This window comes from uncultured Campylobacter sp. (assembly GCF_937997465.1).
In the GTDB taxonomy this organism is placed as follows: domain Bacteria; phylum Campylobacterota; class Campylobacteria; order Campylobacterales; family Campylobacteraceae; genus Campylobacter_A.
This window is the reverse complement of the sequence record NZ_CALKTQ010000262.1, coordinates 1-24209: the sequence shown is the minus strand read 5'-3', so window position 1 is coordinate 24209 and position 24209 is coordinate 1. Positions and strand designations below refer to the sequence as shown.

Annotated in this window: 17 protein-coding genes; 15 read left to right on the top strand and 2 right to left on the bottom strand. The window is 44.0% G+C overall.

Annotation, left to right across the window (positions count from 1 at the left end):
- Positions 1 to 271 (top strand): tetratricopeptide repeat protein (locus tag Q0546_RS08660; RefSeq protein WP_298792241.1); only part of this gene is annotated, 271 nt, incomplete at its 5' end.
- Positions 272 to 571: 300 nt separating this feature from the next.
- On the opposite strand, the gene Q0546_RS08655 is transcribed toward Q0546_RS08660, so the two are convergent.
- Positions 572 to 3880, bottom strand: a complete 3309-nt coding sequence (locus tag Q0546_RS08655; protein WP_298792239.1) for a S8 family serine peptidase — start codon at positions 3878 to 3880, stop codon at positions 572 to 574.
- Between the two features lie 193 nt (positions 3881 to 4073).
- Between Q0546_RS08655 and dcd the strand changes: the two genes are divergently transcribed.
- The 14 genes from dcd (at position 4074) to Q0546_RS08585 (ending at position 20189) form a co-directional block, all read left to right on the top strand.
- On the top strand, positions 4074 to 4634 hold the full coding sequence (gene dcd / locus Q0546_RS08650) for a dCTP deaminase (protein ID WP_298792236.1): 561 nt from the start codon (positions 4074 to 4076) through the stop codon (positions 4632 to 4634).
- Positions 4635 to 4960: 326 nt separating this feature from the next.
- The gene (gene pseB, locus Q0546_RS08645) at positions 4961 to 5959 is read left to right on the top strand and encodes a UDP-N-acetylglucosamine 4,6-dehydratase (inverting) (RefSeq protein WP_002948814.1); all 999 of its coding nucleotides are present in this window, start codon (positions 4961 to 4963) and stop codon (positions 5957 to 5959) included.
- A 190-nt stretch (positions 5960 to 6149) separates the two neighbouring features.
- Entirely contained in the window at positions 6150 to 7280 is a 1131-nt protein-coding gene (gene pseC / locus Q0546_RS08640) for a UDP-4-amino-4,6-dideoxy-N-acetyl-beta-L-altrosamine transaminase (RefSeq protein WP_298792233.1), read from the top strand.
- Positions 7281 to 7293: 13 nt separating this feature from the next.
- Positions 7294 to 7989, top strand: coding sequence for a pseudaminic acid cytidylyltransferase (pseF, locus tag Q0546_RS08635; protein WP_039895297.1), 696 nt, complete (start codon positions 7294 to 7296; stop codon positions 7987 to 7989).
- Positions 7990 to 7995: 6 nt separating this feature from the next.
- The gene (locus Q0546_RS08630; protein ID WP_002948817.1) at positions 7996 to 8220 is read left to right on the top strand and encodes a hypothetical protein; all 225 of its coding nucleotides are present in this window, start codon (positions 7996 to 7998) and stop codon (positions 8218 to 8220) included.
- Positions 8210 to 9070, top strand: coding sequence for a UDP-2,4-diacetamido-2,4,6-trideoxy-beta-L-altropyranose hydrolase (pseG, locus tag Q0546_RS08625; RefSeq protein ID WP_002948818.1), 861 nt, complete (start codon positions 8210 to 8212; stop codon positions 9068 to 9070). Before Q0546_RS08630 ends, pseG begins: the two co-directional genes overlap by 11 nt.
- Positions 9055 to 9531, top strand: coding sequence for a UDP-4-amino-4,6-dideoxy-N-acetyl-beta-L-altrosamine N-acetyltransferase (gene pseH, locus Q0546_RS08620; RefSeq protein ID WP_298792218.1), 477 nt, complete (start codon positions 9055 to 9057; stop codon positions 9529 to 9531). The genes pseG and pseH overlap by 16 nt, the downstream gene beginning before the upstream one ends.
- Positions 9532 to 9539: 8 nt before the next feature.
- On the top strand, positions 9540 to 10568 hold the full coding sequence (gene pseI, locus Q0546_RS08615) for a pseudaminic acid synthase (protein ID WP_298792216.1): 1029 nt from the start codon (positions 9540 to 9542) through the stop codon (positions 10566 to 10568).
- A complete protein-coding gene (locus tag Q0546_RS08610; RefSeq protein ID WP_298792214.1) occupies positions 10568 to 12637 on the top strand; it encodes a 6-hydroxymethylpterin diphosphokinase MptE-like protein in 2070 nt (689 codons plus the stop codon). The genes pseI and Q0546_RS08610 overlap by 1 nt, the downstream gene beginning before the upstream one ends.
- Before the next feature lie 70 nt (positions 12638 to 12707).
- Positions 12708 to 13493, top strand: coding sequence for an ABC transporter permease (locus tag Q0546_RS08605; protein ID WP_298792212.1), 786 nt, complete (start codon positions 12708 to 12710; stop codon positions 13491 to 13493).
- Positions 13490 to 14713 (top strand): ABC transporter ATP-binding protein, encoded by a 1224-nt coding sequence (locus tag Q0546_RS08600; RefSeq protein ID WP_298792208.1) that lies wholly within the window; start codon positions 13490 to 13492, stop codon positions 14711 to 14713. Before Q0546_RS08605 ends, Q0546_RS08600 begins: the two co-directional genes overlap by 4 nt.
- On the top strand, positions 14706 to 18311 hold the full coding sequence (locus Q0546_RS08595; RefSeq protein ID WP_298792206.1) for a glycosyltransferase: 3606 nt from the start codon (positions 14706 to 14708) through the stop codon (positions 18309 to 18311). The genes Q0546_RS08600 and Q0546_RS08595 overlap by 8 nt, the downstream gene beginning before the upstream one ends.
- Positions 18311 to 19342 carry a GDP-mannose 4,6-dehydratase gene (gmd, locus tag Q0546_RS08590; protein WP_298792204.1) on the top strand — a complete coding sequence of 344 codons (1032 nt, stop codon included), beginning with the start codon at positions 18311 to 18313 and terminating at the stop codon, positions 19340 to 19342. The genes Q0546_RS08595 and gmd overlap by 1 nt, the downstream gene beginning before the upstream one ends.
- A complete protein-coding gene (locus Q0546_RS08585) occupies positions 19332 to 20189 on the top strand; it encodes an NAD-dependent epimerase/dehydratase family protein (RefSeq protein WP_298792203.1) in 858 nt (285 codons plus the stop codon). The genes gmd and Q0546_RS08585 overlap by 11 nt, the downstream gene beginning before the upstream one ends.
- A 319-nt stretch (positions 20190 to 20508) precedes the next feature.
- Here the strand turns inward: Q0546_RS08585 and Q0546_RS08580 are convergent.
- The coding region (locus Q0546_RS08580) for a DUF4214 domain-containing protein (protein WP_298792201.1) at positions 20509 to 24209 on the bottom strand (3701 nt) is incomplete at its 5' end.

The window sequence follows — 24209 nt, the reverse complement described above, 5'->3', positions numbered from 1 at the left end:
GGGATGGGCTTCTGGCTGCCTTAATTTAGGAGTTTTATATAAAGACGGCAAGGGCTTAAGACAAGATTATAAAAAAGCAGCCCAGTTGTTTCAAAAAGCTTGTGATGGGGGAGAGGCTTTGGGCTGCAATGGTTTAGGAATTTTATACAATTATGGTCAAGGCGTAAGACAGAATTTTACTACCGCAAAAGAGTACTACGGCAAAGCCTGCGATCTAGGGCTTCAACTAGGGTGTGATAATTATAGAGAGCTAAATGAAAAAGGCTACTAGCATTAGATCCTCGGTCGGTTTCTTGCCGATTAACGGGGACGCTAATCACGATTTCCGTTGCTTTACCAAACTGCATTTGCAGTTTTTTAAGGCGCAATTACTAAAATATCGAAGTAGACGTTAAGAGATCTTACAAGCAGCGGCACAAGTCGTATCTATCCGCTTAATTTTCTAAGCCGCATTTTCGAGACAAATTTCTATCTCCAAAATGCGGCAAATTTACGAAGTCAAATTTAAACCCGTCGCGAGCTAAGTAAATTTAGCTCGCTCTAGGCAAATTTAAGCTTTTAATCCGAAAGATTAAAACGCCCAACTAAATTTGGCGTTTACGCCGTTTGATTTTACATTGCTGCCGTATGCTCCAACATAGCTGAGGCCGACTCTAAAGTTTCTGGTAAATGCAGCCTCTATACCAAGCTCGGTAGTGGCTAGATCTTTTAGCTTTTCACCCTCTAGTTTAGTTGCGCCAAGGCCTGTAACGTTCATATGAGCGCTCGGAGTTTTATCGCCTAGGAAGCGGTTGTAGGCTACATCTGCTTTTGCGACTAAGCCTACGCCGTCCATGGTAAATGCGATACTAGGTTTTACGCCCACGCTTGCTACTTGTAAATCCCTATCCTCGTTTCTGATCTGCACCAAAGAATTTGCTACATCGTCGTTTTTAAAGCGGATATAGGTTAGTCCTGCATAAGGCTCCAGACTAAAGCCGTTTTCATAGCTTAGCCCCGTATAGGCGATCTGGGCAAATGCGCTGATAGCGGACGCATCGGCGTCTTTATACTCGTAAGCCAAAGGAGCGTATGAGTTAACGACTCTTTTTTCTTGATCAAATTTTGAGTAGATAGCGCCTAGGCTGATTTTGATAGGATCAAATCCTATATCGCCGTAGATACCAGCATGCGCGTCTTTGCTTTTTACCGCTTTGCTATCGCCTAGCTTGTGGTTTGTTTTGCCAAGGCCTACGAATACGCCTGCTTTTGAGCTGTCGCCTACCAGAAAATCAACACCCACTAGATTTGTAAATGCGTTCGTGCCTAGTCTGCCGCCGGCGTTATTGTCAGAAGTCACTCTGCTAGCGCTGCTAAGCAACCAAAGCTCGACTCCCGTGTCGATATCGGCTCTTTTAGCGCCGTTTTTGTTTTTAACCGAATTTGCCAGCATAAACGAGTCTACGGCGGAGTTGTTTTGCGCTTTGAAGTCTAGATCGTTTGAAAACGCGCCAAAGTATGCCGCCGCTACGCTATGAGTGGCTCCTAGCATAGACGAATAAATAGCGCTGCTAGGATTTGCCTCGACCAATCTAGCAAACGACTTCTCGGCGCTAGTAGAGGCTACCTCCTCCATGCTTTTGCCTTTTTGCAAAGAAAGAACTAAATTTGATCCGCTAACAGTTTCTTTAATGGTTTTAAAGAACGCATAGCTATCCTCGACGTTAGCTAAATTTACGCCCGCGAAGTTTCCGCTGGCATTTATGGTTTTCTTTAGAGTCGGATTTGCGGCCAAATTTGCAAGCTCGGCGTTTGATAGCATAGCCGCTTTCAATAAAGAGCCCTCTTTAAAGGTTAAATTTAGATTATGAGCGCCGTCGTTAACTACAAATGCGCCGCCCGCGTTTATAAAGGCGTTAACTTGCGTAGCGTCGCTTGCCTTGGTCGTGCTCACGAAACCGCCCGCGCTTGGAGTTTGGTAAGTAAGAGCATTTAAAACCTCAAACTCGCCGCCTTTGTGGACGTTTATACTTCTTGAAGTTGAGATTGATTGATTTAAGGCCGAAATTTTACCGCCGTATATATTTACAGCTCCGGTAAAGCTATTATCTCCAGTAAGAGTCAAAGCGCCGTCTCCTCTTTTAGTTAGCGAGCCCTCATAGCCCTCCGCCGCTCTTGCAGCTCTAGCCTGCTCTCTTGCAGCTTCAAAGGTCATCTCGGCCTTTTCTTCTGCGCTCAAATTTGACTTGGCGTTAAGAGCCGCTTTTCTAGCCGCCCAAGCCGCAGCGTCGCTATCGTCCTCGGTTTTTCTAAATTTGATGGCGACGTCTGAGATGTTATTTGTCCAGATATCGTTTTGATTCATCGTGACGTCGAAGTTTCCTAAGAACTGCCCAGGACCAAACATCGCCTTGCCAAGATCGAGTATGCCCCAACCCCAGACGTTGCTAGGTACGCCTTCTCCGTCGCTACCCCAACGCTCTAGCATGCCGCCGGCGCCGTGACCGGCTCTTAGCGTCCTTTGTCTAGCCGTAGTTAGCATAGTTTCTCTAATCTGAGGCATGCTCATATACGGATAGCGCTGCATTATGACGCCCAAGGCTCCGCTAACGTGAGGAGCGGCCATAGAAGTACCGCCCGATGATTTATATATAGCTTTGCCGTATGTTGCATTGTCGGTAAGCTCGACGTATGCGGAATAAATCTCCTCGGCCGGCGCAGCTATCGTCCACCACTTCGAGTGTCCGGCAAGGTTAAATTCCTGAATATCCGAGGACGCCTTATGTCCTCTTATGTATTCGTTAGAATCATTAGGATAGCCATCCGCGCCGGTTTGACCCGTGACATTGATCCAGTAGTCCTCAGCGTCCGGTCTAAAATAAGGCAATGCCGCACGCGTGAAAGATTCGGCCATTAGGCTCCTGTTTCCTGCCGTAAATACCTGGATAACCCCTCTTTTTACCGCTACTTCGTAAGCCGCGTCCAAGAAGCTTTTTTCGCCGCTAGTTACGAACTGATAATAAGCCTTTTTGGCCTCGTTCATATCTTTTAAATTTATATGGTCTTTTGCTGCGGTAGTTTGATTGGCTACCGTCACATCGTAAAACTCAACATCGTATTCTGGTACGGCTCGCCAGCCATAAGTAGGCTTATATCCCAGTGCGCCCACAAAAGACGAATTTACGCGCCTATTAGAACCCCAGCTATTGTTTATCACCTTTGCGCCCGCGTCGGCCAAGGCAGTGTAGCCTTTTAAGAAATAGTTGTAGTCTTGGTTTGGTCCATACGTCATATTATCGTTGCCGCCGGTATTTGCGGAGTATAGTTGTGCGCCAAACGCCACGCCGTGCATGCCGCTACCGTCTCTACTAGCTGCCATCGTGCCGCCAACGTGGGTGCCGTGAGCGTCGTTTACGCCCCTTACCCAACTACCGTCGTCGCTAAAAGCTTCGCCTTTTTTAAACACGCCGTTGTCGTTTTTATTAAAATTTCGCTTGCCGTCTTTTACTGGCTGATTTTTATCTATCGGGCCGTTTCCTAGCGCAGCGTCAGGGTATCTCATGCCGTTTTTGCTATAGTTGCCGATAGTTTTTACGACATGAATCCTACCGTCTTGAAACTCGGGATGGCTCAAAAGTACGCCAGAGTCCATGACGCCGATCTTTGTTCCGCTACCGTTAAAGCCTAGAGCGTAAGCCGTGGAGGCGTTCATAGAGACTAGTCCCCAGTCTTTTTTATACTCCGCACTCTCCCAGCTAGAAGTATTTCCGGATACTCCGGCCTCGGTGTAAGCATAAGCTCCGCTTGCGGCTAATAGCAAACAGGTGAGCGCCGAAATAGGTAAATTTGAGCCCTTGTTACTACGTAAATTTTCAAATTTACGCGACGTGTTTGAATGCATTATTTTCCTTTCGTTTAAGAGAATTTAAAATATGTTATTATACTAAGCTTTAATTTAAAAATTAATTATAAAAAATAAGAAAATTTGCTGATAACGTATTCAAATTTGATAAATTTTGGTACAAAACGGCACTCAAATTTTACGTAAATTTAAATTATGTTATAATCGCTTAAATTTAAAATAAAGGTAAAAAATGGGGCTAAAATCTGACGCCTGGATACGCAAAATGTCGCACGAAAAGGCTATGATAGTGCCGTTTGCCGAGGAGCAAGTCGGACGCGGCGTGGTGAGCTACGGAGTGTCTAGTTACGGCTACGATATCCGCGTGGGCGACGAGTTTAAAATCTTTACGAATATCGGCGGCACCGTCGTTGATCCAAAAAATTTCGACGAGAAAAATGTGGTAGATTTTAAAGGCGACGTGTGCATCGTTCCGCCAAATTCATTCGCTCTAGCGCGCACGATCGAGTATTTTAACATGCCAGATAACGTGCTAGCCATCTGCCTGGGCAAAAGCACCTATGCTCGCTGCGGTATCATCGTAAATGTCACGCCTTTTGAGCCTGGATTTAAGGGGCACATCACGATCGAGATATCAAATACGACGCCGCTGCCGGCTAAAATTTACGCGAACGAAGGCATCGCGCAGGTGCTATTTATCGAGGGCGACGAGCCGTGCGAAATGACGTATGCCGATAAAAAGGGCAAGTATCAGGCGCAGGAGGGTATTACTCTGCCTAGGATTTTGAAGTAGTTTAGGGGCTTGTCTTTTTTGCTTATGCTTCGTTGTATTTAAATTTTTAAGCCAAACAACCTTTTTGCGGTTAGCCTACGCTTAAAAATTTAAATTCGCCTCGCCTCCTCGTAGCAAAGTCTCATTACGAGCGCAAAGCGTGAAGTAAAAGCGAAAAATACTGCGCCCGCATTAAATTTATGGATAAAATTTTGAATCAAATTTAAGGCACGGTTTTTGCTCCGGCTGAATAAAATTTAAATAAGCGGCGAACCATTTTAGCTAGACGAAACAAATTTAAAATTTGCGACGTACGGCGAAAACCAAGCCGCGAAAGGCAAAAATAAATGTTTAACGGAAAATCCATTCTCATCACCGGCGGCACCGGGTCATTCGGCAAAAAATACACCGAAATTTTACTCTCCAAATTTAAACCAAAAAGGCTAGTCATCTACTCTCGCGACGAGCTAAAACAGTACGAGATGGCGCAGGTTTTTAAAGACCCGGCGATGCGATTTTTCATCGGCGACGTGCGCGACGAAAAGCGCCTGATGACCGCGATGAACGGTATCGACTACGTCATCCACGCAGCAGCTATGAAGCACGTGCCAATCGCAGAATACAACCCGATGGAGTGCATAAAAACCAACATCAACGGCGCGCAAAACGTCATCGACGCAGCGCTAGAGTGCGGCGTGAGCAAGGTCATCGCGCTCTCGACCGATAAGGCGTGCAACCCGGTAAATTTGTACGGCGCGACCAAGCTTGCCAGCGATAAACTTTTCGTCGCGGCAAACAACATCGCGGGTAGCAAAAAAACGCGATTTAGCGTCGTTAGATACGGCAACGTCGTGGGCTCGCGCGGCTCAGTAGTGCCGCTGTTTAAAAGGCTGATCGCAGAAGGCGCGAAGGAGCTGCCGATCACGCACGCGGATATGACGCGGTTTTGGATTACGCTAGAACAGGGCGTAAATTTCGTACTTAAAAATTTCGAGCGCATGAAAGGCGGCGAAATTTTCATCCCAAAAATCCCGTCGATGACGATGATCGAGCTTGCTCGCTCCATGGCGCCGCAACTTGGCGTAAAAATAATCGGCATCCGCCCTGGCGAAAAGATGCACGAGGTCATGGTCGGCAAGGACGACGCGCACCTAACGTACGAGTTTGACGACCACTACGTGATCAGCCCGTCGATCAAATTTACGAGCAAAGACGACGACTTTAGCACAAACGCGCTGGGCGAAAAGGGGCATCTCGTGGAAGAAAATTTCGAGTATAGCTCAGATAAAAATAAAATTTGGCTAGATAAAGACGGGCTTTTGGAGATGATCGAGGCCAGTAAATAATTTGGCCAGAATTTGAGTTAAGCGTATAAAATTTATAAAAAACGGGGCGAAGTATTTTTTTCGCTAGACGAGGCAAATTTAAAATTTGCGAGGGAGCGTATATAAAATACGTGACCGAGAAAATTTTAAATTTAACGACGTATAGCGGAAAAAGACGAGCCCCAAAAAGACAAGTCGAAAAAGGACAAAAATGATACCCTACAGCAGACAACAAATCACCGACTCCGACATCGCCGTCGTCGTGAGCGCCCTAAAAGACGACATGCTAACCGGCGGCGACAAGGTCGGCGAATTTGAGCAGGCGATCGCAAAATACGTCGACGTAAAGCACGTCGTAGCGATGAACTCGGCGACGAGCGCACTTCACGTCGCGTATCTAGCGCTTGGCGTGCGAGAGGGAGACGAGGTCGTAACGACGCCCATCACGTTTGCGGCGACGGCAAACGCAGCATTGATGGCTGGAGCGGAGGTTAAATTTGCGCCCGTCAAATTTGATGGAAATATCGACGAAAACGCGCTAGCAAGCCTAATCACGCCTAAAACCAAAGTCGTAACGGCGGTTGATTTCGGCGGCAATCCCGTAAATTTAGACGCTATCTTAAAACTAGCCAAGGAGCGCGGTATAAAGGTACTTGACGACGCATCGCACGCGCTGGGCAGCTCTCAAAACGGCGTCAAAGTCGGCGCAAAAGCGGACGTTAGTATTTTTAGCTTTCACCCCGTTAAGCCACTAACGACCTTTGAGGGCGGCGCGCTAGCGACAAACGACGACGAGATCGCACGCCTAGCACGCCTCTACCGCTCGCACGGCATAGCTAAAAAACGCCTCTGGGATAGCGACCAGAGCTTGCTTGGCTACAACTACCGCCTACCCGACGTCGCCTGCGCACTAGGGCTAAATCAGCTAAAAAGGCTAGACGAAACCATCGCGGCGCGCGAGAAAATCGCCAAATTTTACGACGAAAAATTTGAGAAAAACCCGTATTTTAGCACCGTTAAGCTACCTAGCGACGTCGTTAGCTCGCGCCACCTATACCCTATCTTGCTCTTTCGCCAGTTTTGGTGCGCCAAAGAGGACATATTTGCCGCCCTTCACGAGCGCGGTATCGGCGTACAGGTGCACTATAAGCCGACTTATAAATTTAGCTTTTACCGCGAGCGCTACGGCGATATCTCGGTGCCTAGCGCCGAGGATTTTTACGCGGCAGAGCTTAGCATCCCGTGCCATCAGTGCATGAGTTTAGAGGACGCAAATTTCGTCGCGGACGCGCTTTTTGAGGTTTTAAAGAGCTTTGATACGCCGCAAGGCTGCAGGGTTTAGGGCGGTAAATTTGATGAGAGATAATCAAAACCGCGCCCTTTGCGTCATCCCGGCTCGCGGCGGCAGCAAGCGCATACCGCGCAAAAACGTTAAAGATTTTCTAGGCAAGCCGCTGATAGCCTACAGCATTGAAGCGGCGCTAAATTCGGGCGTTTTCGAGCGCGTCATAGTGAGCACCGACGATGCTGAGATAGCGTACGTCGCCGTCAAATTTGGCGCGCAAGTTCCGTTTATGAGGGACGCTGCGCTGAGCGACGACTACGCCACGAGCAGCGACGCCGTAGCGGACGCGGCGAGAAGGCTAGGCGGCGGATACTCTCATGTCTGTTGCCTTTACGCGACCGCGCCCCTCATCACGGGAGAAATTTTACGCGAGGCATACGGCAAATTTGAGGAAGCGGAGTGCGAGTTTTTATTTTCCTCGACCGAGTTTAGCTTCCCTATCCAGCGCGCGATTAGGCTTGGCGATGACGGCGCCGTAAATATGTTTTACCCGCAGTTTGCGCTCACTCGCTCGCAGGATTTAGAGCGAGCCTATCACGACGCAGGCGCGTTTTATTTCGGCACGCGTGAGGCGTGGCTAGAGAAAAAACCGATCTTTGCGGCGCATTCTAGGGCGTTTTTGCTGCCGCGAAATTTGGTCTGCGACATCGACACGCCCGAGGATTTCGAGTTTGCGCAGAAGCTTTACGAGATAAATTACCGCTGAGGAAAAATGCAAAAAGATTACATAAAAGCCAAAATATCGGTAACTAGAACGCTCATGCAGATCTTTGCGGTTGCGGGGATCTTGCACATCTTTTATCTGGCGGCCAGCTATCGCGGGCTAAACGAGGTTCAGATCCTGTTTTTCGCCGCGGCCGGTGCCGTTTACCTCATCGCTGCCGTATGTTTGACGCTTAGGATTTTAAATTTAGCGGAAAAACTCGATGAATTTTGACAAAATCTCAAACCTAAAAACCCTCATCCGCGCCGATAGTGGCTCGAAAATCGGGCACGGACACGTTAGACGCGACCTTATCTTGGCGCAAAATTTTAAAGACGTTAGCTTTGCTTGTATTGATCTGCCGGGTAGCCTAGCGAGCGAGATACCCTACCCCGTTTTTACGCTAAAAAGCGCGGATGTAAATGAGCTGGTAAATTTGATAAAAGAGCATAAATTTGAGCTTCTGGTGATCGATCATTACGGCATTAGCGCGGCGGACGAAAAGCTAATCAAAGAGCAAACGAGCGTCCAAATTTTAAGCTTTGACGACAACTATAAAGAGCATTTTTGCGACTACTTGCTAAACGTAAATATCTACGCCCAGCCCCAAAAATACGCAAATCTAGTGCCGAAAGGCTGCGAGCTAATATTTTCGCCGCTAGTTAGGAGCGAGTTTTATGGCGAAGCAAAAATCAAACGCGAGAAAAAATTTAATTACCTCATCGTGCTAGGTGGCACTGACGCGCTAAATTTAACGGCTAAAATCGCCTCAAATTTGCTCGCTAAAAACAAAAAAGTGGCCGTCATTACGACGAGCGCGAACGTAAATTTATCAAATTTGCAAATTTTAGCGGATAGCGAGCCAAATTTTAGCCTTTTTATAAACCCAAACGAGGTGGCGCGACTGATGAACGAGAGCGAAATTTTAGTGATTTCAGCTAGCTCGCTCGTAAACGAAGCGCTGGTTTTGGGCGCTAAATTTAAAGCCGTGCGCGTCGCGGACAATCAAAACGAGATGGCGCAGTGGCTAGCCGCAAATGGGCGCGAGATCTACGAGGCGGATGAGATATGCTTGAGCTTATAAATTTCACCGATCTAACGGACGAGCAAATTTTGATGATTTTGCGCTGGCGAAACGACGAGCGAGTCGCGAAGTATATGAAAAACAAAAGCGTGAGCGAGCAAGAACACAGAAAATTTATCGCAAATTTGAAAAATGACGAAACGAAAAGGTATTTTTTGGTAAAAGAGGATAGCGACTACATCGGCGTTATCGATTTCGTGGATATCGAGGCGGACTCGTGCGAATTTGGCATTTACGCAAATCCTGAGCTAAAAGGCAAAGGCAAAGTCCTAATGCAAACAATCGTAGAATACGCTGCCAAAACGCTTAAGGTCGGCGAGCTAAAATCATGCGCCTACAACGAAAACGAAAAAGCCATCGCGCTATACCGCAAATTTGGTTTTGAAATTTACGGGCGCGACGAGCAAATGAGCTATATGTCGTTATCTTTACGCAAACTTGATATAATGGCTAAAAGTTAGGAAAATTTATGAAAATAGCAAATTTCGACACGAACGAAAAGGTATTTATCATCGCCGAGCTCTCGGCAAATCACTCCGGCAGCCTGCAAACGGCGCTTGATACGATAAAAGCAGCCAAGCGCGCGGGCGCGGACGCTATAAAGCTGCAAACATACACGCCTGATAGCCTCACGTTAGATTCGCGCGGCGAGGACTTCATGATAAAAGGCGGGCTGTGGGACGGAGCGAATTTATACGAGCTCTACCGGCAAGCTCTGACGCCGCGAGAGTGGCACGAGCAGCTTTTTGAGGCGGCTCGGGACGAGGGGCTAGTCTGCTTTTCAAGCCCATTTTGCAGAGACGACGCGGATTTTTTAGAGAAATTTAACCCGCCCGCTTACAAGATAGCAAGCTTTGAGGTCACGGATTATGATTTTGTGCGGTACGTCGCGCTCAAGGGCAAACCGATCATCATCTCCACGGGCATAGCAACCGAGCAAGAAATCGCCGACGTCGTGCAAATTTGCAAAGATGCGGGAAACGAGCGGATCGCGCTTTTAAAATGCACGTCTAGCTACCCTGCTCCGCTTGATGGGATGAATCTATGCACGATTGCGGATATGAAACGAAAATTCGGCGCTGAGGTCGGCTTTTCAGACCACACGCTAGGTATCGTAGCGCCCGTAGTAGCCGTGAGTCTAGGCGCCCGCATCGTAGAAAAGCATTTTATCCTAGATAAAAGCGTTCGCAGCGTCGATGAGGCTTTTAGCTTGGACGAGCGGGAATTTAGCGAAATGGTAAAAGCCGTGCGAGACGCCGAAGCGCTGCTTGGCAAAGTAAACTACGAGCTGGACGATAAGGCCGTGCAAAATCGCCGCTTTTCGCGCTCGCTTTACGCTTGCGCGGATATCAAAGAGGGCGAAATCTTTAGCGAAAAAAACGTAAAAAGCGTACGCCCGGGATACGGCCTGCACCCTAAATTTTTACCGGGGCTACTGGGTAAAAAAGCAAAAAGAGATGTAAAATTTGGCGAGAGAATCACAAAGGAGGATATATAATGGCTAAGAAAAAAGAGGACGAGTACCTAAAACTAAATAGCTTACAAAAAAAAGGCGCTCGCGAAAATCAAACAAGCGACAAAGGCGATAAAAATATCGATGAAACCGTCACAAATATCGCAAATCCTATTTTCAAAAAAAATCTACAAGCGCTTTTCCAGCAGGACGAAATTTTAGCCGCGCGCCTTTGGGGCATGAAAGAGACCGAAAAATACGACGTTTTTATAGGAAAAGATCCGATAGATATAAACATCATCGATAATAAAACCCTAAAATACGTCTACGAAAGCCCGGCTAAAGATGTTCTACGCATCCTAGAGTCGACCGAAAAAGAGTATAAAAGATATCCTATTATGTACTTTTACGGTCTTGGCAACGGTATTTTTTATAAAGCCTTGCTAAAAAACGAAACGCATCAAAAAGTCATAGTCGTAGAGCCCGAGATAGAGATTATTTATATAGCATTAAATTTAATCGACTTATCCGAGGAGCTGATTAGCAAAAGGCTGGTTTTATTTTTCTCAGAATTCGCAACATACTCGCAGTTTTATTTTACAATCTCAAAAGAGATTTTTTCATCTTACGCTAAAACTTATAATCTGCATATCCATACGCCATTTTATCAAACTTTTCATGAAGATATAGTGAGAATAAATAAAGACTTCACTAGAGCCGTATCTCAAATAGTGGTAGCTCACGGCAATAGCATAGACGATACCCTAATAGGCATAAAACACCACATAGAGCATATTCCGGAGATGGTTACAAACTATTGCTATACGGATTTAGTCAGAAAAAGACACGGGCTCATGGATACGGCAATCATCGTATCTACCGGCCCGAGCCTAGATAAACAGCTTGAGGCACTTAAAAAATTCGCTCCGTATTTTACGGTTATCAGCCTTGACGCATCGTATCCTATTTTGTTAAAGCACGGCATAAAACCAGACTACGTAACATCAATCGAGCGCGTAGAAGCTACGTCCAGCTTTTTTAAAAACAAAAACAAAAAAATAGACGAAGATATTTACTTTATAGTAGCGTCGCTAACGCATAAACAAACGGTAGATAATATTTTACCGCGCCGCCTAACTCTTACGATGAGGCCGCAACAAAGCGAAATGGCGTTTAATATGCCAAAATACGGCTATCTCGGCATCGGACACTCTACGGCAAACCAGGCTTATCAGTTAGCTTACGCTCTCGGGCATAAAAATATTATTTTAATAGGCCAAGATTTAGCCTTTGCTCCGGACGGCAAATCTCACGCCAGCGGGCATGCATTTGCTCAGGCTGATGAATACCTATACGTAGAAGCCTACGGCGGAGAAGGCGAAGTAAGAACGACCTATATATGGGACAAATTTAAAAATCAGTTTGAAAAAGATATAGAGCAGGCTAAAAACGAGCAAATCACGACATATAACTGCACGGAAGGCGGCGCCAGAATACAAGGAAGCACCGAAAGACCGTTTTTGGAAACCGCAGAAGAGCTTAGCAAAGATAAAAAGATCAAAAAGCTACCACACATAGAAAAAACCGGCGAAAAAACGGCAAACAAAGACTTGCTCAAAGCCTACAAATTTATCGTAAAAAAAGTACAAACTCAAAATAAAGTAAAACAAAGAATAGAAAAAACATTCCTAGAACTAGTTCCCAAGATCGATAAGATAATGAAGATCAAAGATGAAGGCAAAGTGGACGAAAGCCTATTTGATCCGCTAGTAAAAATTATCGACAAAATAGATAAGCTAAAAAATTACATTAGCAGACAAAATCTAAAAAAATATATAGAAAACGTCTTGCAAATCGCCGTATATCATCAAGAACTAGAGCTGGCCAAAATTTCGGTCGCACCCAGCGATACTAAAATGGAAAAAGTAAACAAGCTGCTCGAGTGGGCCGAGATGCACAAATACTGGATGTTTTCGGCTGCAGGCGGCATAAATGCAGATATGGAAGTAACCAAAAAAGCGTCCGAAAATTTAGTCAAAGAGCTAAAGAAGCGAGGACTAATAGAAACAAGCGAAATCGGAGAGGTAAAAGAGGAATTTAAGCTAAGCATTTAAATTTCGATTTTTCTTTATTTTTAGCCTTTATTTGATAAAATCACGCAAATTTAGCTAATCGGACGAAAGATTGTTTTCAAATATTTATACGTATAGGTTTTTTATCATAAATTCGGTCAAAAACGAGTTTATAACCAAATTTGCAAAAAGCAAGCTGGGCGTAGCGTGGGCGATACTGCATCCGCTAGCCCAGGTGCTCATCTACGCAACCATACTCTCCTCCGTACTCTCAGCCAAGCTGCCAGGCATCGATAGCAAATACGCCTACGCAATCTACCTAATGAGCGGAATGTTTTGCTGGATGCTTTTTAGCGAAATTTTTTCGCGCTGCATCGGCATTTTTACCGATAACGCCAACATAATCAAAAAAATGTCTTTTCCCAAAATCGTCCTTCCGGCTACCGTAGTTTTAAGCTCAGTAATAAACAATCTCATTTTATTCGCCGCAATAGCAGTCGTATTTGCTTTTTTGGGACATTTTGCGGGCGCAAATTTGATCTTTTTGCCGATCTTTTCCTTAGTTACGGTAATGCTAGCCGTAGGATTTGGGCTGTTTTTCGGCGTGATAAACGTCTTTATGCGCGACGTAGGCCAGATCATCGCCATCGTATTACAGTTTTTATTTTGGCTAACGCCAATCGTTTATATGATGGGCATTTTGCCGTCAAATTTGCAAGAGCTCATCTACATAAATCCGCTTGTTGGCGTAGTTAGCGGCTATCACGATATTTTGATTTACGACAAGATGCCCGATTTTTCGCTTTTGATTTATCCCATTATTGTCGGCGCGGCAAGCCTTGGAGCCGCATTTTTCGTTTATAAACGAGCCGAAGAAGAGATGGCGGACGTTTTATGATTTTATCGGTTCAAAATATCTGTAAAACTTACTTGGATTACGAGAGCAACTTTAAGCGATTTGCCTCGTGGTTTAGTAAAAATAAAGAAGAAAAAAACGTAAAAACCGTGCTAAAAGACGTAAGCTTTGACGTGGGAGCCGGCGAAGTAGTCGGGCTAATCGGGCAAAACGGAGCAGGCAAAAGCACTCTTTTAAAAATCATATCGCACACGCTAAAACCGTCAAGCGGCCGCGTAACGAGCAGTGCTAAAATTTCGTCTATTTTGGAACTAGGCATGGGCTTTCACGGCGATCTAACGGGTAGACAAAACGCCTATCAGTCATGCTCTCTCATGGGCTACTCAAAAGAGCAAATCGACGAAATAATAGCCTACATCGAAGACTTTGCCGAGATAGGCGAGTATTTTGATTATCCCGTGCGAATTTACAGTAGCGGCATGCAGATGCGCCTTGCTTTTTCGGTCGTTACGGCAAACCGCCCCGATATACTCATCATCGACGAGGCGCTATCGGTGGGCGATGTGTATTTCCAGCATAAAAGCTTTGACAAGATAAAAGAATTTAAAAGCCTAGGCACTACGCTCATCATCGTTTCGCACGATAGCGGTGCGATAAAATCGATCTGCGACCGAGTAATCTTGCTAGAAAAAGGGCAAATTTTAAAAGACGGAGAGCCTGAAGCCGTACTTGATTATTACAACGCCCTAATCTCAAAAAAACAAGACGTACAAATCTCGCAAATAGCCCTAGAAAACGGCAAAACAGCAACAATATCGGGCAACAAAAAAGCCTGCATAAAAAACGTTGAAATTTTAGATGCCGCAGGTAAAAAGATACAAAATTTAGAAGTCGGCAAAAAAATCAAACTAAAAGTAACGGTGCAAGCAAACGAAAATTTGCCCTCGCTGGTACTGGGCTATCAGATCAAAAATCGCTTCTCGCAGGTCGTCTACGGCACAAACACTTACCATCTAAAGCAAGCTTTAAAAAATCTCAAAAAAGGCGAGGAGTACGACTTTAGTTTTGAATTTGACGCAAATTTGGGCGTCGGATCGTTTTCAGTCACATTAGCGCTACACGATAGCGACAACCACCTGCAAAACAACTACGAATGGCGCGACAACGCGATCATTTTTAACGTCGTAAATTTTAGCAAGCCCGATTTTGTCGGCCTTGCGTATCTTGAACCGAGTTTGGAAATAAAGAGAATAAATGGATAAATTTTATAAAAGTTTCGAAGATAAATTTAGAGGCCAGAGGAGCGAGATCAAAAAACGCCTGCTTGCTTATGAGCCGTTTTTGCAAATCTTAAAACAAAACGATGAAAAGCCGGCGGCGGTCGATCTAGGCTGCGGTAGAGGCGAATGGCTTGAAATTTTAAAGCAAAACGGCTTTATCGCGCGCGGTTGCGACATTAGCGACGAGATGATAAAAGAGTGCGAAAAAAACGCACTTGAGGCCAAAAATCAAGGCGCAATAGAGTTTTTAAGTGAGCTAGAAGACTCAAGCCTTGCGCTCGTTAGCACCTTTCAACTTGCAGAGCATTTAGAGTTTAGCGAGCTTTGCGAGCTAATAAAACAAGCGCGCCGAGTTCTAAAAGACGGCGGCATCTTGATACTTGAAACGCCTAACCCAGAAAATTTACGCGTCGCTACGCTAACTTTCTATCTAGACGCGACGCACATAAAGCCTATCCCGCCGATGCTGCTTGAGTATCTGTGCGAATTTGAGGGCTTTAGCGATACGTTTATGATGAGGCTGAACTCAAATTTGAGCTTTAGCGAGGATTTACAAAACCAAAACGTTACGCTAAGAGACGTTTTGAGCAGCGTCGGGCTTGATTACGCGGTTTTGGGGCTTAAAAACGGCGACGAAAAAACGCGCGAAGCGTTTTTAAATGCGGCCAAAAGCGGCTATAGCTTTGAAGAGTTGGCCGATAGATTCGACGTGTCGGCATTTGAAAACAAAACTCAGATGCTTGAGCTAAAAAACGACGTCTGGAAGGGCTCTTTGGAGACAAAAGAGGCTCTTTGGAAAAGCTCGCTCGAGCTGATGGAAAGCAAAAATCAAATCGCAAATTTGCAAAACGAAAATGCGCGCCTGCACGAAGATCTAGAAAATCTACTCGGCAAATATCTCGCGCTAAACCACAAAGTCTACGTCCTAGAAAACGAAGCTCCCATTATCAAAAACGATATCGAGCATCTTAAAATTTTCGTCGCTAAATTTAAAAGAGTCGCAAAGCCGCTTATTTGGGTATATAAGTTTTTGAGATTTTGTAAAAATTTAGCTAAAGATAATCTCAAAAAAGCACTCAAATTCGGTATAAATTTGACGGAAAAGGCGGCAAATAACAATCCTAAATTTAAAAAGAATCTCAAGATATTTTTAAATAAATTTCCGGCTCTTAGGGCAAAAATTTTTAGCCTCAAAGGGCAAATAAGAGACGATATATACGTCTCGCAAGAGGGCGTTTTCGAGCCAAACGTTTTTGAACTAAAGCACTCAAAAGAGTACGAGCAAAATTTGGAGCTGAAAAATCTCAAATTTAACGAAAACTTTAACGAGCTAACGGTAATCGGCAACATAAGCGGACACTACAGCCTAGCCGCGATAAACAGAAACATCATATTTAGGCTACTAAACAAAGTAAAAAACGTCTTTGTTATCTGCTATCACGCAAACTATTTCGATAAAATCGAGGACATCGCGATAACCAAAGACGAGTACGAAACGCTAAGAAGCATAGTACCGGATAAAAAAGCACCCGCAATCAGAACCGACGACAAGGTCGCGATCTACCACCACTACCCGCTAATAGAAGACGTGCGCGAGGGATACGGCTTTGAGATCGCGGTATTTTTCTGGGAGGAGTCGCGCATCCCGCAGCGAACGATAGAAATTTTAAACTCCAAGTATAAAGGCATTTTGGTTTCGACATTCTTCATCAAAAAAATCCTCATAGATAACGGCTGCTATACGCCCGTAAAAGTAGCCGATATACCGCTAAAAACGCCGCCTGCGCCAAGCGTTTCGCAAGAAAACAGCGAACAAAAGAGCGAGATAAAGCTCTTTCACATCTCGTCGTGCCTACCTAGAAAGGGTGCCGACGTGTTGCTACGAGCCTTTAACGAAGCTTGCAAAAAAGCTAAATTCGAGCTAAGCCTAACGATAAAAAGTTTCCCTAATCCGCACAACAGCGTAACCGAACAAATCGAGCTTTTAGTCGATAAAAAATACCGAAGCAAAATCCGCGTCATACTAGACGAAGATCTAACCGCGCTTGACGTGGCAAACCTTTATGAGCAGTGCGATATCGTCGTGTTACCGACGCGCGGCGAGGGACTAAATATGCCGGCAATCGAAGGCGTACATTACGAAAAGCCCGTTATCTCCACCGACTATAGCGGTCAGTGCGAGTTTTTGGACGACAGCTGCGAGTTTATTGGGTATAAATTCGCGCCCGCGGTTACGCATTTTAATCTAAATTATTCGTTTTGGGCGGAGCCTAGCGTAAAGGATCTAGGCGAAAAGATTATCAAAGCATCAGAGCAAATTTTACAGAACCGTGCTCCGGACATAAAACCACTAAAGCACAAGGTCGATGAAATGATGTTCGGCGAGAAAAATGCGCTAAATTTCATCTCGAGCATCTCGCATCTAAAATCCTTTAAAAACAAGCCGAGCGAGCTAAAAATAGCCTACTTTTCGACATATAACGCCGTTTGCGGCATAGCCGAATACTCAAAATACCTAACGGACGAGCTTGTGCGGGCGGGCGCAGATTTGCAAATTTACACTTGGAGCGAGCAAAAGCGCGCCGATGGGTCAAATTTAACTCAAGAAAACGACAATATAAAAGTCTATGAAATAGAGCGCGAAAAACTACTATCGGGGCTTAAAACGGATGCGAATATCATCTGGCTACAACACCATTTTACATTTTTCGAGATAGACGAAAAGCTAAAATCAGACATCGCCGCGCTAAAATCTCAGGGGAAAATTTGCTTTATCACGCTTCATAGTACGAAGCAAATCCTAAACTACCCACGCCAAACTCAGCAAAACTGGCACGACACGCTTTACGAATTCGACCGAGTATTCGTCCATAGTATCGACGATCTAAATACGCTTAGGCTGCTTGGACTTATCGATAATGTCACGCTAGTACCGCACGGAACGCAAAATTTAGCGCCCGAGCAAAACAAACATAAGGAAACGGACGGCAAATTTATGGTAGGATTTTTAGGACTGCTATTTGCGCATAAAAACCTACCTGTGCTACTAGAAGCTTTTGCGAAATTCAGTCAAAATATAGACGCAAAACTAGTCATAATCAGTCCGGTCGCAAGCGCGGACGGCGAGGCAGAGCTACAAAGATGCCGCAAGATTTGCGAAAAGCTAAATTTGAGTGAAAAAATAGAGTGGCATACAAGCTTTTTACCGATAGAAACTGTAAACGAAAAACTAAGCTGTTGCGATGCGATCGTATTGCCGTACGGACAGACCGATGAGGGTAGTAGCGCAGCAGCCAGAGTCTCTCTAAGTCTTTGTAAAAACGTTATAGTTACGCCGTCAAGAATCTTTAGCGAGATGCAAAATATCACGATAGCGGCGGACGGTTTTAGCGACGAGGATATCCTAGAACAACTCGAAAAAGTAAAAAATAATGAAATAGATGGTAAAATTTATGATAAGCGCGTAAAATGGCTGGAAGAAAATAGCTGGCAAAATATCGCCGGGCTTTATCTAAGAATATTTAGAGCTATAAATACCGATCAAAATTTTATGCGACATTTAAAAAACGGAGAAGAATAATGAAAAAAGCTATAATCACGGGCGTCGGAGGCCAAGACGGCGCGTATCTGGCTAGATATCTGATCGATCTGGGATATGAGATCTACGGCGGTTACAGACGAGCGGTGAGCCCGAATTTTTGGAGATTAAACGAGCTAGGTCTTTTAAACGAGCCGAATTTTCATCTAGTCGAGTTTGAGCTAACTGACCCGTTTAATATCCTAAGCGTCGTCAATGAAATAAGACCCGAGGAAATCTACAACCTAGCCGCCCAAAGCTTCGTAGGCGTTAGTTTTAAAGAGCCTTTTCACACAGCAAACGCTACTGGCATCGGCGCGCTAAATATACTAGAAGCAATCAAAACGGTAGATAAAAGTATCAAATTTTACCAAGCTAGCACATCAGAGATGTTCGGCAAAGTCCAAGCCGTCCCGCAAAGCGAAACGACGCCGTTTTATCCGCGTTCGCCTTACGGAGTGGCAAAGCTTTATGCACACTTTATCACGGTAAACTATCAAGAAAGCTACGATATTTTCGCCTCAAGCGGCATTTTATTTAACCACGAAAGTCCGCTAAGAGGACTTGAGTTCGTCACGAGAAAAATCACGAATACAGCCGCAAAAATCGCCCTAAAAAAGGCTAAAACTTTGGAACTAGGCAACCTAGACGCAAAGCGTGACTGGGGCTACGCTAAAGAATACGTCGAAGGCATGCACGCGATGCTACAAGCGCCAACTCCAGATACCTTCGTGCTCGCTACCGGCGTAACGACCACTGTCAGGGATTTTGTAAAGCTTAGCTTTGAAGCGCTAGATATCGGAATAAAATTTGAGGGCGAAGGCATAAACGAAGTCGGGCTAAACGATAAGGGCGACGTAATCGTAAAGATAAATTCGGCATTTTTTAGACCCGCGGAGGTCGATCTACTAATAGGCGACGCCTCAAAAGCCAAGCAAAAGCTCGGTTGGAGCGCAAAGACTGATCTAAAGGGACTTTGCGATATGATGATAAAAGCCGATCTAAGACGCATCGAGGCGGGATTTGAGTTCTAAGCGAGTTTTTATCACGGGGATTGAGGGCTTTACGGGTCGCTATCTGGAGCGATACCTTTGTGCGCTCAGTTACGAGGTCTCAGGCGGCGCCCTGAGCCCTAGCGCGCCTAATCATACGCGCCTTGATCTGCTTGATAAAGACAGCATAAAAGCTGCTTTTAGCGTCAAATTTGACTACATCATCCACCTGGCAGCGGTGTCTTTTGCTATGGCCGATCCCGCCGAGATAAAAAACGCAAACGAAATCGGTACGCTAAATTTGCTAGAGTCTCTAGGTTCCGTTAAATTTGAAAAGGCGATCTTTGCAAGCTCAGCTAGTGTCTACGGCGGAGGAGATATGCCCGTGTGCGAAAACTCTCCGCTAAATCCGCAAAGCATATATGCCGAAAGTAAAATTTTTATGGAGGAGCAGATAGCTAAAAGCGGACTGCCTTTTATCATCGCGCGCCCATTTAACTACACAGGTACTGGACAAAGCGAAAATTTCCTCATACCAAAAATAGTGCGACATTTTAAAGATAGAGCTCATACAATAAAACTTGGAAATTTGACGCCAAAGCGCGAATATAACGACATAAACGACGTCGTGAGAATATACGAGCAACTACTAAAACTCGAAGCTAACAATGAAATTTTTAACATTGGCTCTGGTAAGGCTTATAGTATTGAGCAAATTTTACAAATTTTACGCTACCTAAGCGGACACGATATAGCTGTGCAAAGCGATCCCCGATTTATCAGAGCAAACGATCCCGCCCTACTCGTCTGCGATACGGCAAAGCTGCTAAGCTACGACATAGCTCCTTGCGACGGAGATATAGAGAAACTACTATATTCTATGCTTTAGATCTTAATATACTTTGGTGCCATTTACCAAAATCTGACATTACAATTATTCTATCTATTTTTATATAAAAACCTTGAGCGACTTGATTTTAGACATTAAGATATCAAAGTTGGCTCATAGACGGCCAAAATTGCCAATTTTGACTACTTTTTTATGCCAGTTTTAGCTTGGAGATCTAGACTAAAGTCATAAACTTGATACTAAATAGAAAAATGCAAAATCGCAAACATTATATATCGCTAAAAATTGATTTTTATATAAAATTAAATTTGCAAAAAAGAGGTTCGGCAGGTAAAAACCTGCCGAAAAGAAGGAGAAATCAGAATGCGTTAATAGTAACTTCACCAGCATTAACTGTTGTGTTAAGGTTGGCAATATTTACGCCCGATAGTTTGACGATAGTGTCGCCTGCGCCAAAGTCAGTATCACCTGCAGCAGCGTTGTATACCAAATACGTATCATTTAGATATGAATAAGCATATATCTTACCGGCTTGGTTATTGGTGCCATCAAAGAATCCGCCAAGTTTAGCCGCAAGAGCGAAGTTATCTTGTGCGTTTCCGTTGGCATTTAGAGTTACTTTTTCTATAGCAGTGGTACCGCCGGCAAATTTGATTTTATCGCCTACATTTATCTTATCTATGGTTACAAGTCTAGTATGAGACTCGTTGGCGCTATCAAAGCCTGCGCCTATAAGCGAAGCACTAACATCGAATGTATCATTGCCCGAACCGCTTTTGATGGTTATATTTTGACCTTTTGGATCTGCGTCGGCATGACCTGGGGTTAGGAAAGTTCCTGTCTTAATGGTATTATTGCCTTCACCTGCATCAATTGAAATTTTTGCAGCTTTTTGATCGCCCGCTAGAGTAATAGTATCGTCTCCGTCGGTAGCCTTAATGTTCTCAATAACTTTACTTGCAGTATTTGTTATAGTACCTTTCTCTACATTTTTTAAGCCGCTAAAGTCAATTTTTGTTAGCTTTTCAGCATTGGTATCGTCAAATGTGTACTCGTCGGTAGCGTCTGTACCCATATCGCCCGAGATAGTAGCTGTTTTTAGATCATTACCGTCAACTCTTTCAGAACCATTAACAAGCGAGAATTTTGTAGCAGCAGTTACAACCAACTTATCAGCCTGAGCAGACGTAGTAATATTTGCAACAAAATCTTTTGAATTGATATCTTGCTTCATAGTGATTTTAACATCTGTTGAAAGTGGAGTTTGAGTAGAGCCCTTATAGACTACAGTATCTGCCACGATACTGGCAAACTTATTTGCACCTATAGTTTTACTTAGGTCTACCGTTACGCTATCAGCACTTACAGGTCCTGTATTGCCAAGATCAACGATACCCTTTGTGTTTCCAGCATCAATGTTTATGCTCGTGCTTTCTTTTACTTTTATCTTGCCATCTATAACGGCAGCACTTTTTAGGTCTAGAGTACCGACTTTAACGTCTTTTAATACGTCTTTTAGCGTAATATTTACGTTTTTGACGTAGTTGCCGTTTATATCTCCTATCCCGACCGCGCTAGTCTCATTTTGACCCTTAATATTAGTTAAGCTGATATTTACGTTCTCTGCTTTTATATTCGCGATAGATACTTTGCCTGTTACGTCTTTGGCTGTAAAGTTTACGTCATTTTTAACGTCTATGCCGTTACCACTACTTATTTCGACATTAAACCTAGAATCACTAATATCAAATGTAGCGCCACTATTCTTAGACTTGATTTCGTCTGCTATTTTCACGTTACCGATCTTATTAGCTACGAAAGTTATCTCGCCGCCTACGTCAAATTTATTTACTTCGATATCGTTTGTGACATTTTTAAAGTTAAAATTTGCACCGGCATTTGTCGTCTTTTTCGTAGTTACGTCCCCTACCTTTAAAGCCGTTACGTGGCTTGAGCCTTGATAAACGGTAACAAGATCATTTACATTTAGTTTTACGCCGTTTTCAGAATCTATCGAGCCAAGATTGTGAAGCTCGACTAGGCTTGCTACAGGCATATTAGCCAGGCCTTTTACGTTTATCTCAGATATATATTTGAGGCCATTATTTAAAACATCAAGAGCACCCAATGTAGCTATATTTAGAGTTTTCACTCTTGCGTCTTCATGGATATCAAAAGTAAATTTCTTAGGATTGTTATTGGTTAAATTTATAGTCTTCAACTCATGAATATTTCTTAGAGAAAGGCCTGAATTTTCAACCATATTTACATTCACGTTGATTGTAGTAGCCTTTGGCGCCTCAATAACGCTAGCTGCGTTATCAGTAAGGTTGCCATTTACAGTTTTAACCGATTTATCCAAATTTACAGTAAGGTTTTTGGACTCAGAAACTCTTACTTTGCCGATTATATCTTGTGGCGTAGTCACATTATCTATCGCATAGTTAATGGTGTCAACAAATTTGTCGTTTATATGCAATATGCCGTGACCGTTTCCTGCGCTAGCAGCTTTTGAGTCTACTTTATCCGTTAAATTTATAGTCTTTATACTAGAGCTTGTAACAACTAACGTTTGATCAAGCTGGCCCACTTTTAGACTCTTAACGTCAGTTTGTCCAGTCAAGTCTAGAGCGCTCACGCTATCATTTTTATCAAAGATTTCGATATTATCAACGCCTTTTAGTTTCATTTGTTTTAATGCATCTACTTTTTCTATCTGAAGAGTATCATTGCCGGCACCCATATCTATAGAAACTGAGTTAGACTCAAGCTTTCCTATCTTTATCGTGTCATTGCCGTTGCCGCTTTTGATACTAGTGTAGTAAGCAGACTCGGTTAAATCAGCCGTCAAATTTCCAATAAGCGCCGATGCATCAAGGCTATTCACAAAGTCTTTAAATGGAGCATCTGGGTTTTTATCTTTGGTGGATATAGTTAAATCCGCCTCGCCTTTTACCGTGATAAACTTATTTTCCACCTCTTTTATATAACTAGCGTTTTCTCTAGTCGTAATATTTAAAGTCTCGATACCGTTAAATTTGACCTTAAGAGAGTTTTTGTGGCTGTCGGCTTCCGTATCCGGAGTAACCCTGCCCACATTGTTTAGGATTAAATTTTGCGCGTCATTATTACCTTTTACTAGATCAGTGTTATAGGCGATACCAACTTCGGTTGAATCTTTTTGATCTATTACCGTTAGATCGACTATATTAGATAGATTTGTTACTCTAACGCCGTTTGCACCATGAGTAGACACGGACTGCAAGCCCTCTACCTTATCTGCATTAAATACTCTTTGGCTATTTGAAGTATTGACTAAATTTAGTCCCTCAATATTTTTAGCATATCCGGTTGTAAAGCCAGTAAAACTATCGTCGATTTTAACATTCAACATATCATTACCGGCCCCGCCGTCTATCTTGTCTTCAACGCCAAGGGTATTTTTATCAGCAAATGAGCTAACGACCGCGCTATATATATCCACGCCCGCGCTTCCGGTTAGTGTTTCAGTCGTGTTGTTTAGCGTATGCACGGTGGCACTTGCCAAGGCATCGATTTTAGCCTTCTGTTCATCCAAATTTGTAGCCGTGGTCGTTCTAATAATTTCTTGGAATATTCCATAATCATAGTTGCCTGAACTATCGGTTTGAATGTTTGGTATTTTTTCAGCCATGTAAGCAGATATAGCAGTCTTGTTTTCAAAAATCTTAGCCGCCACAGGATCTGCCGCTTTTGCGATGTCGGAAGTTGCAACTTCAAATAATTTAACTAGAGTTTCACCTCTACTGTGACCTAGCTGAAGGTGCAAAACCCACGAATCGATACCGTTTGGATCTTGAGTATAGTCTTTGCCCAGGATGTTTTTATATATTGTTTCGATGTAGTCTCTATCGCTATCTATCGTATTTCCATAGTATGCCAAAGCCGCAGGGGACTCTAGCATTAGCTGGGCTAGCTGAGCTTGGGTTTTATTGGCTCCCGCCGCCACCCATGCGTTAAAGCCTGCGCCTTCAGGGGCACGATTAAATAACGCTACGTAAAGCTGTGCAACTTGTGCTT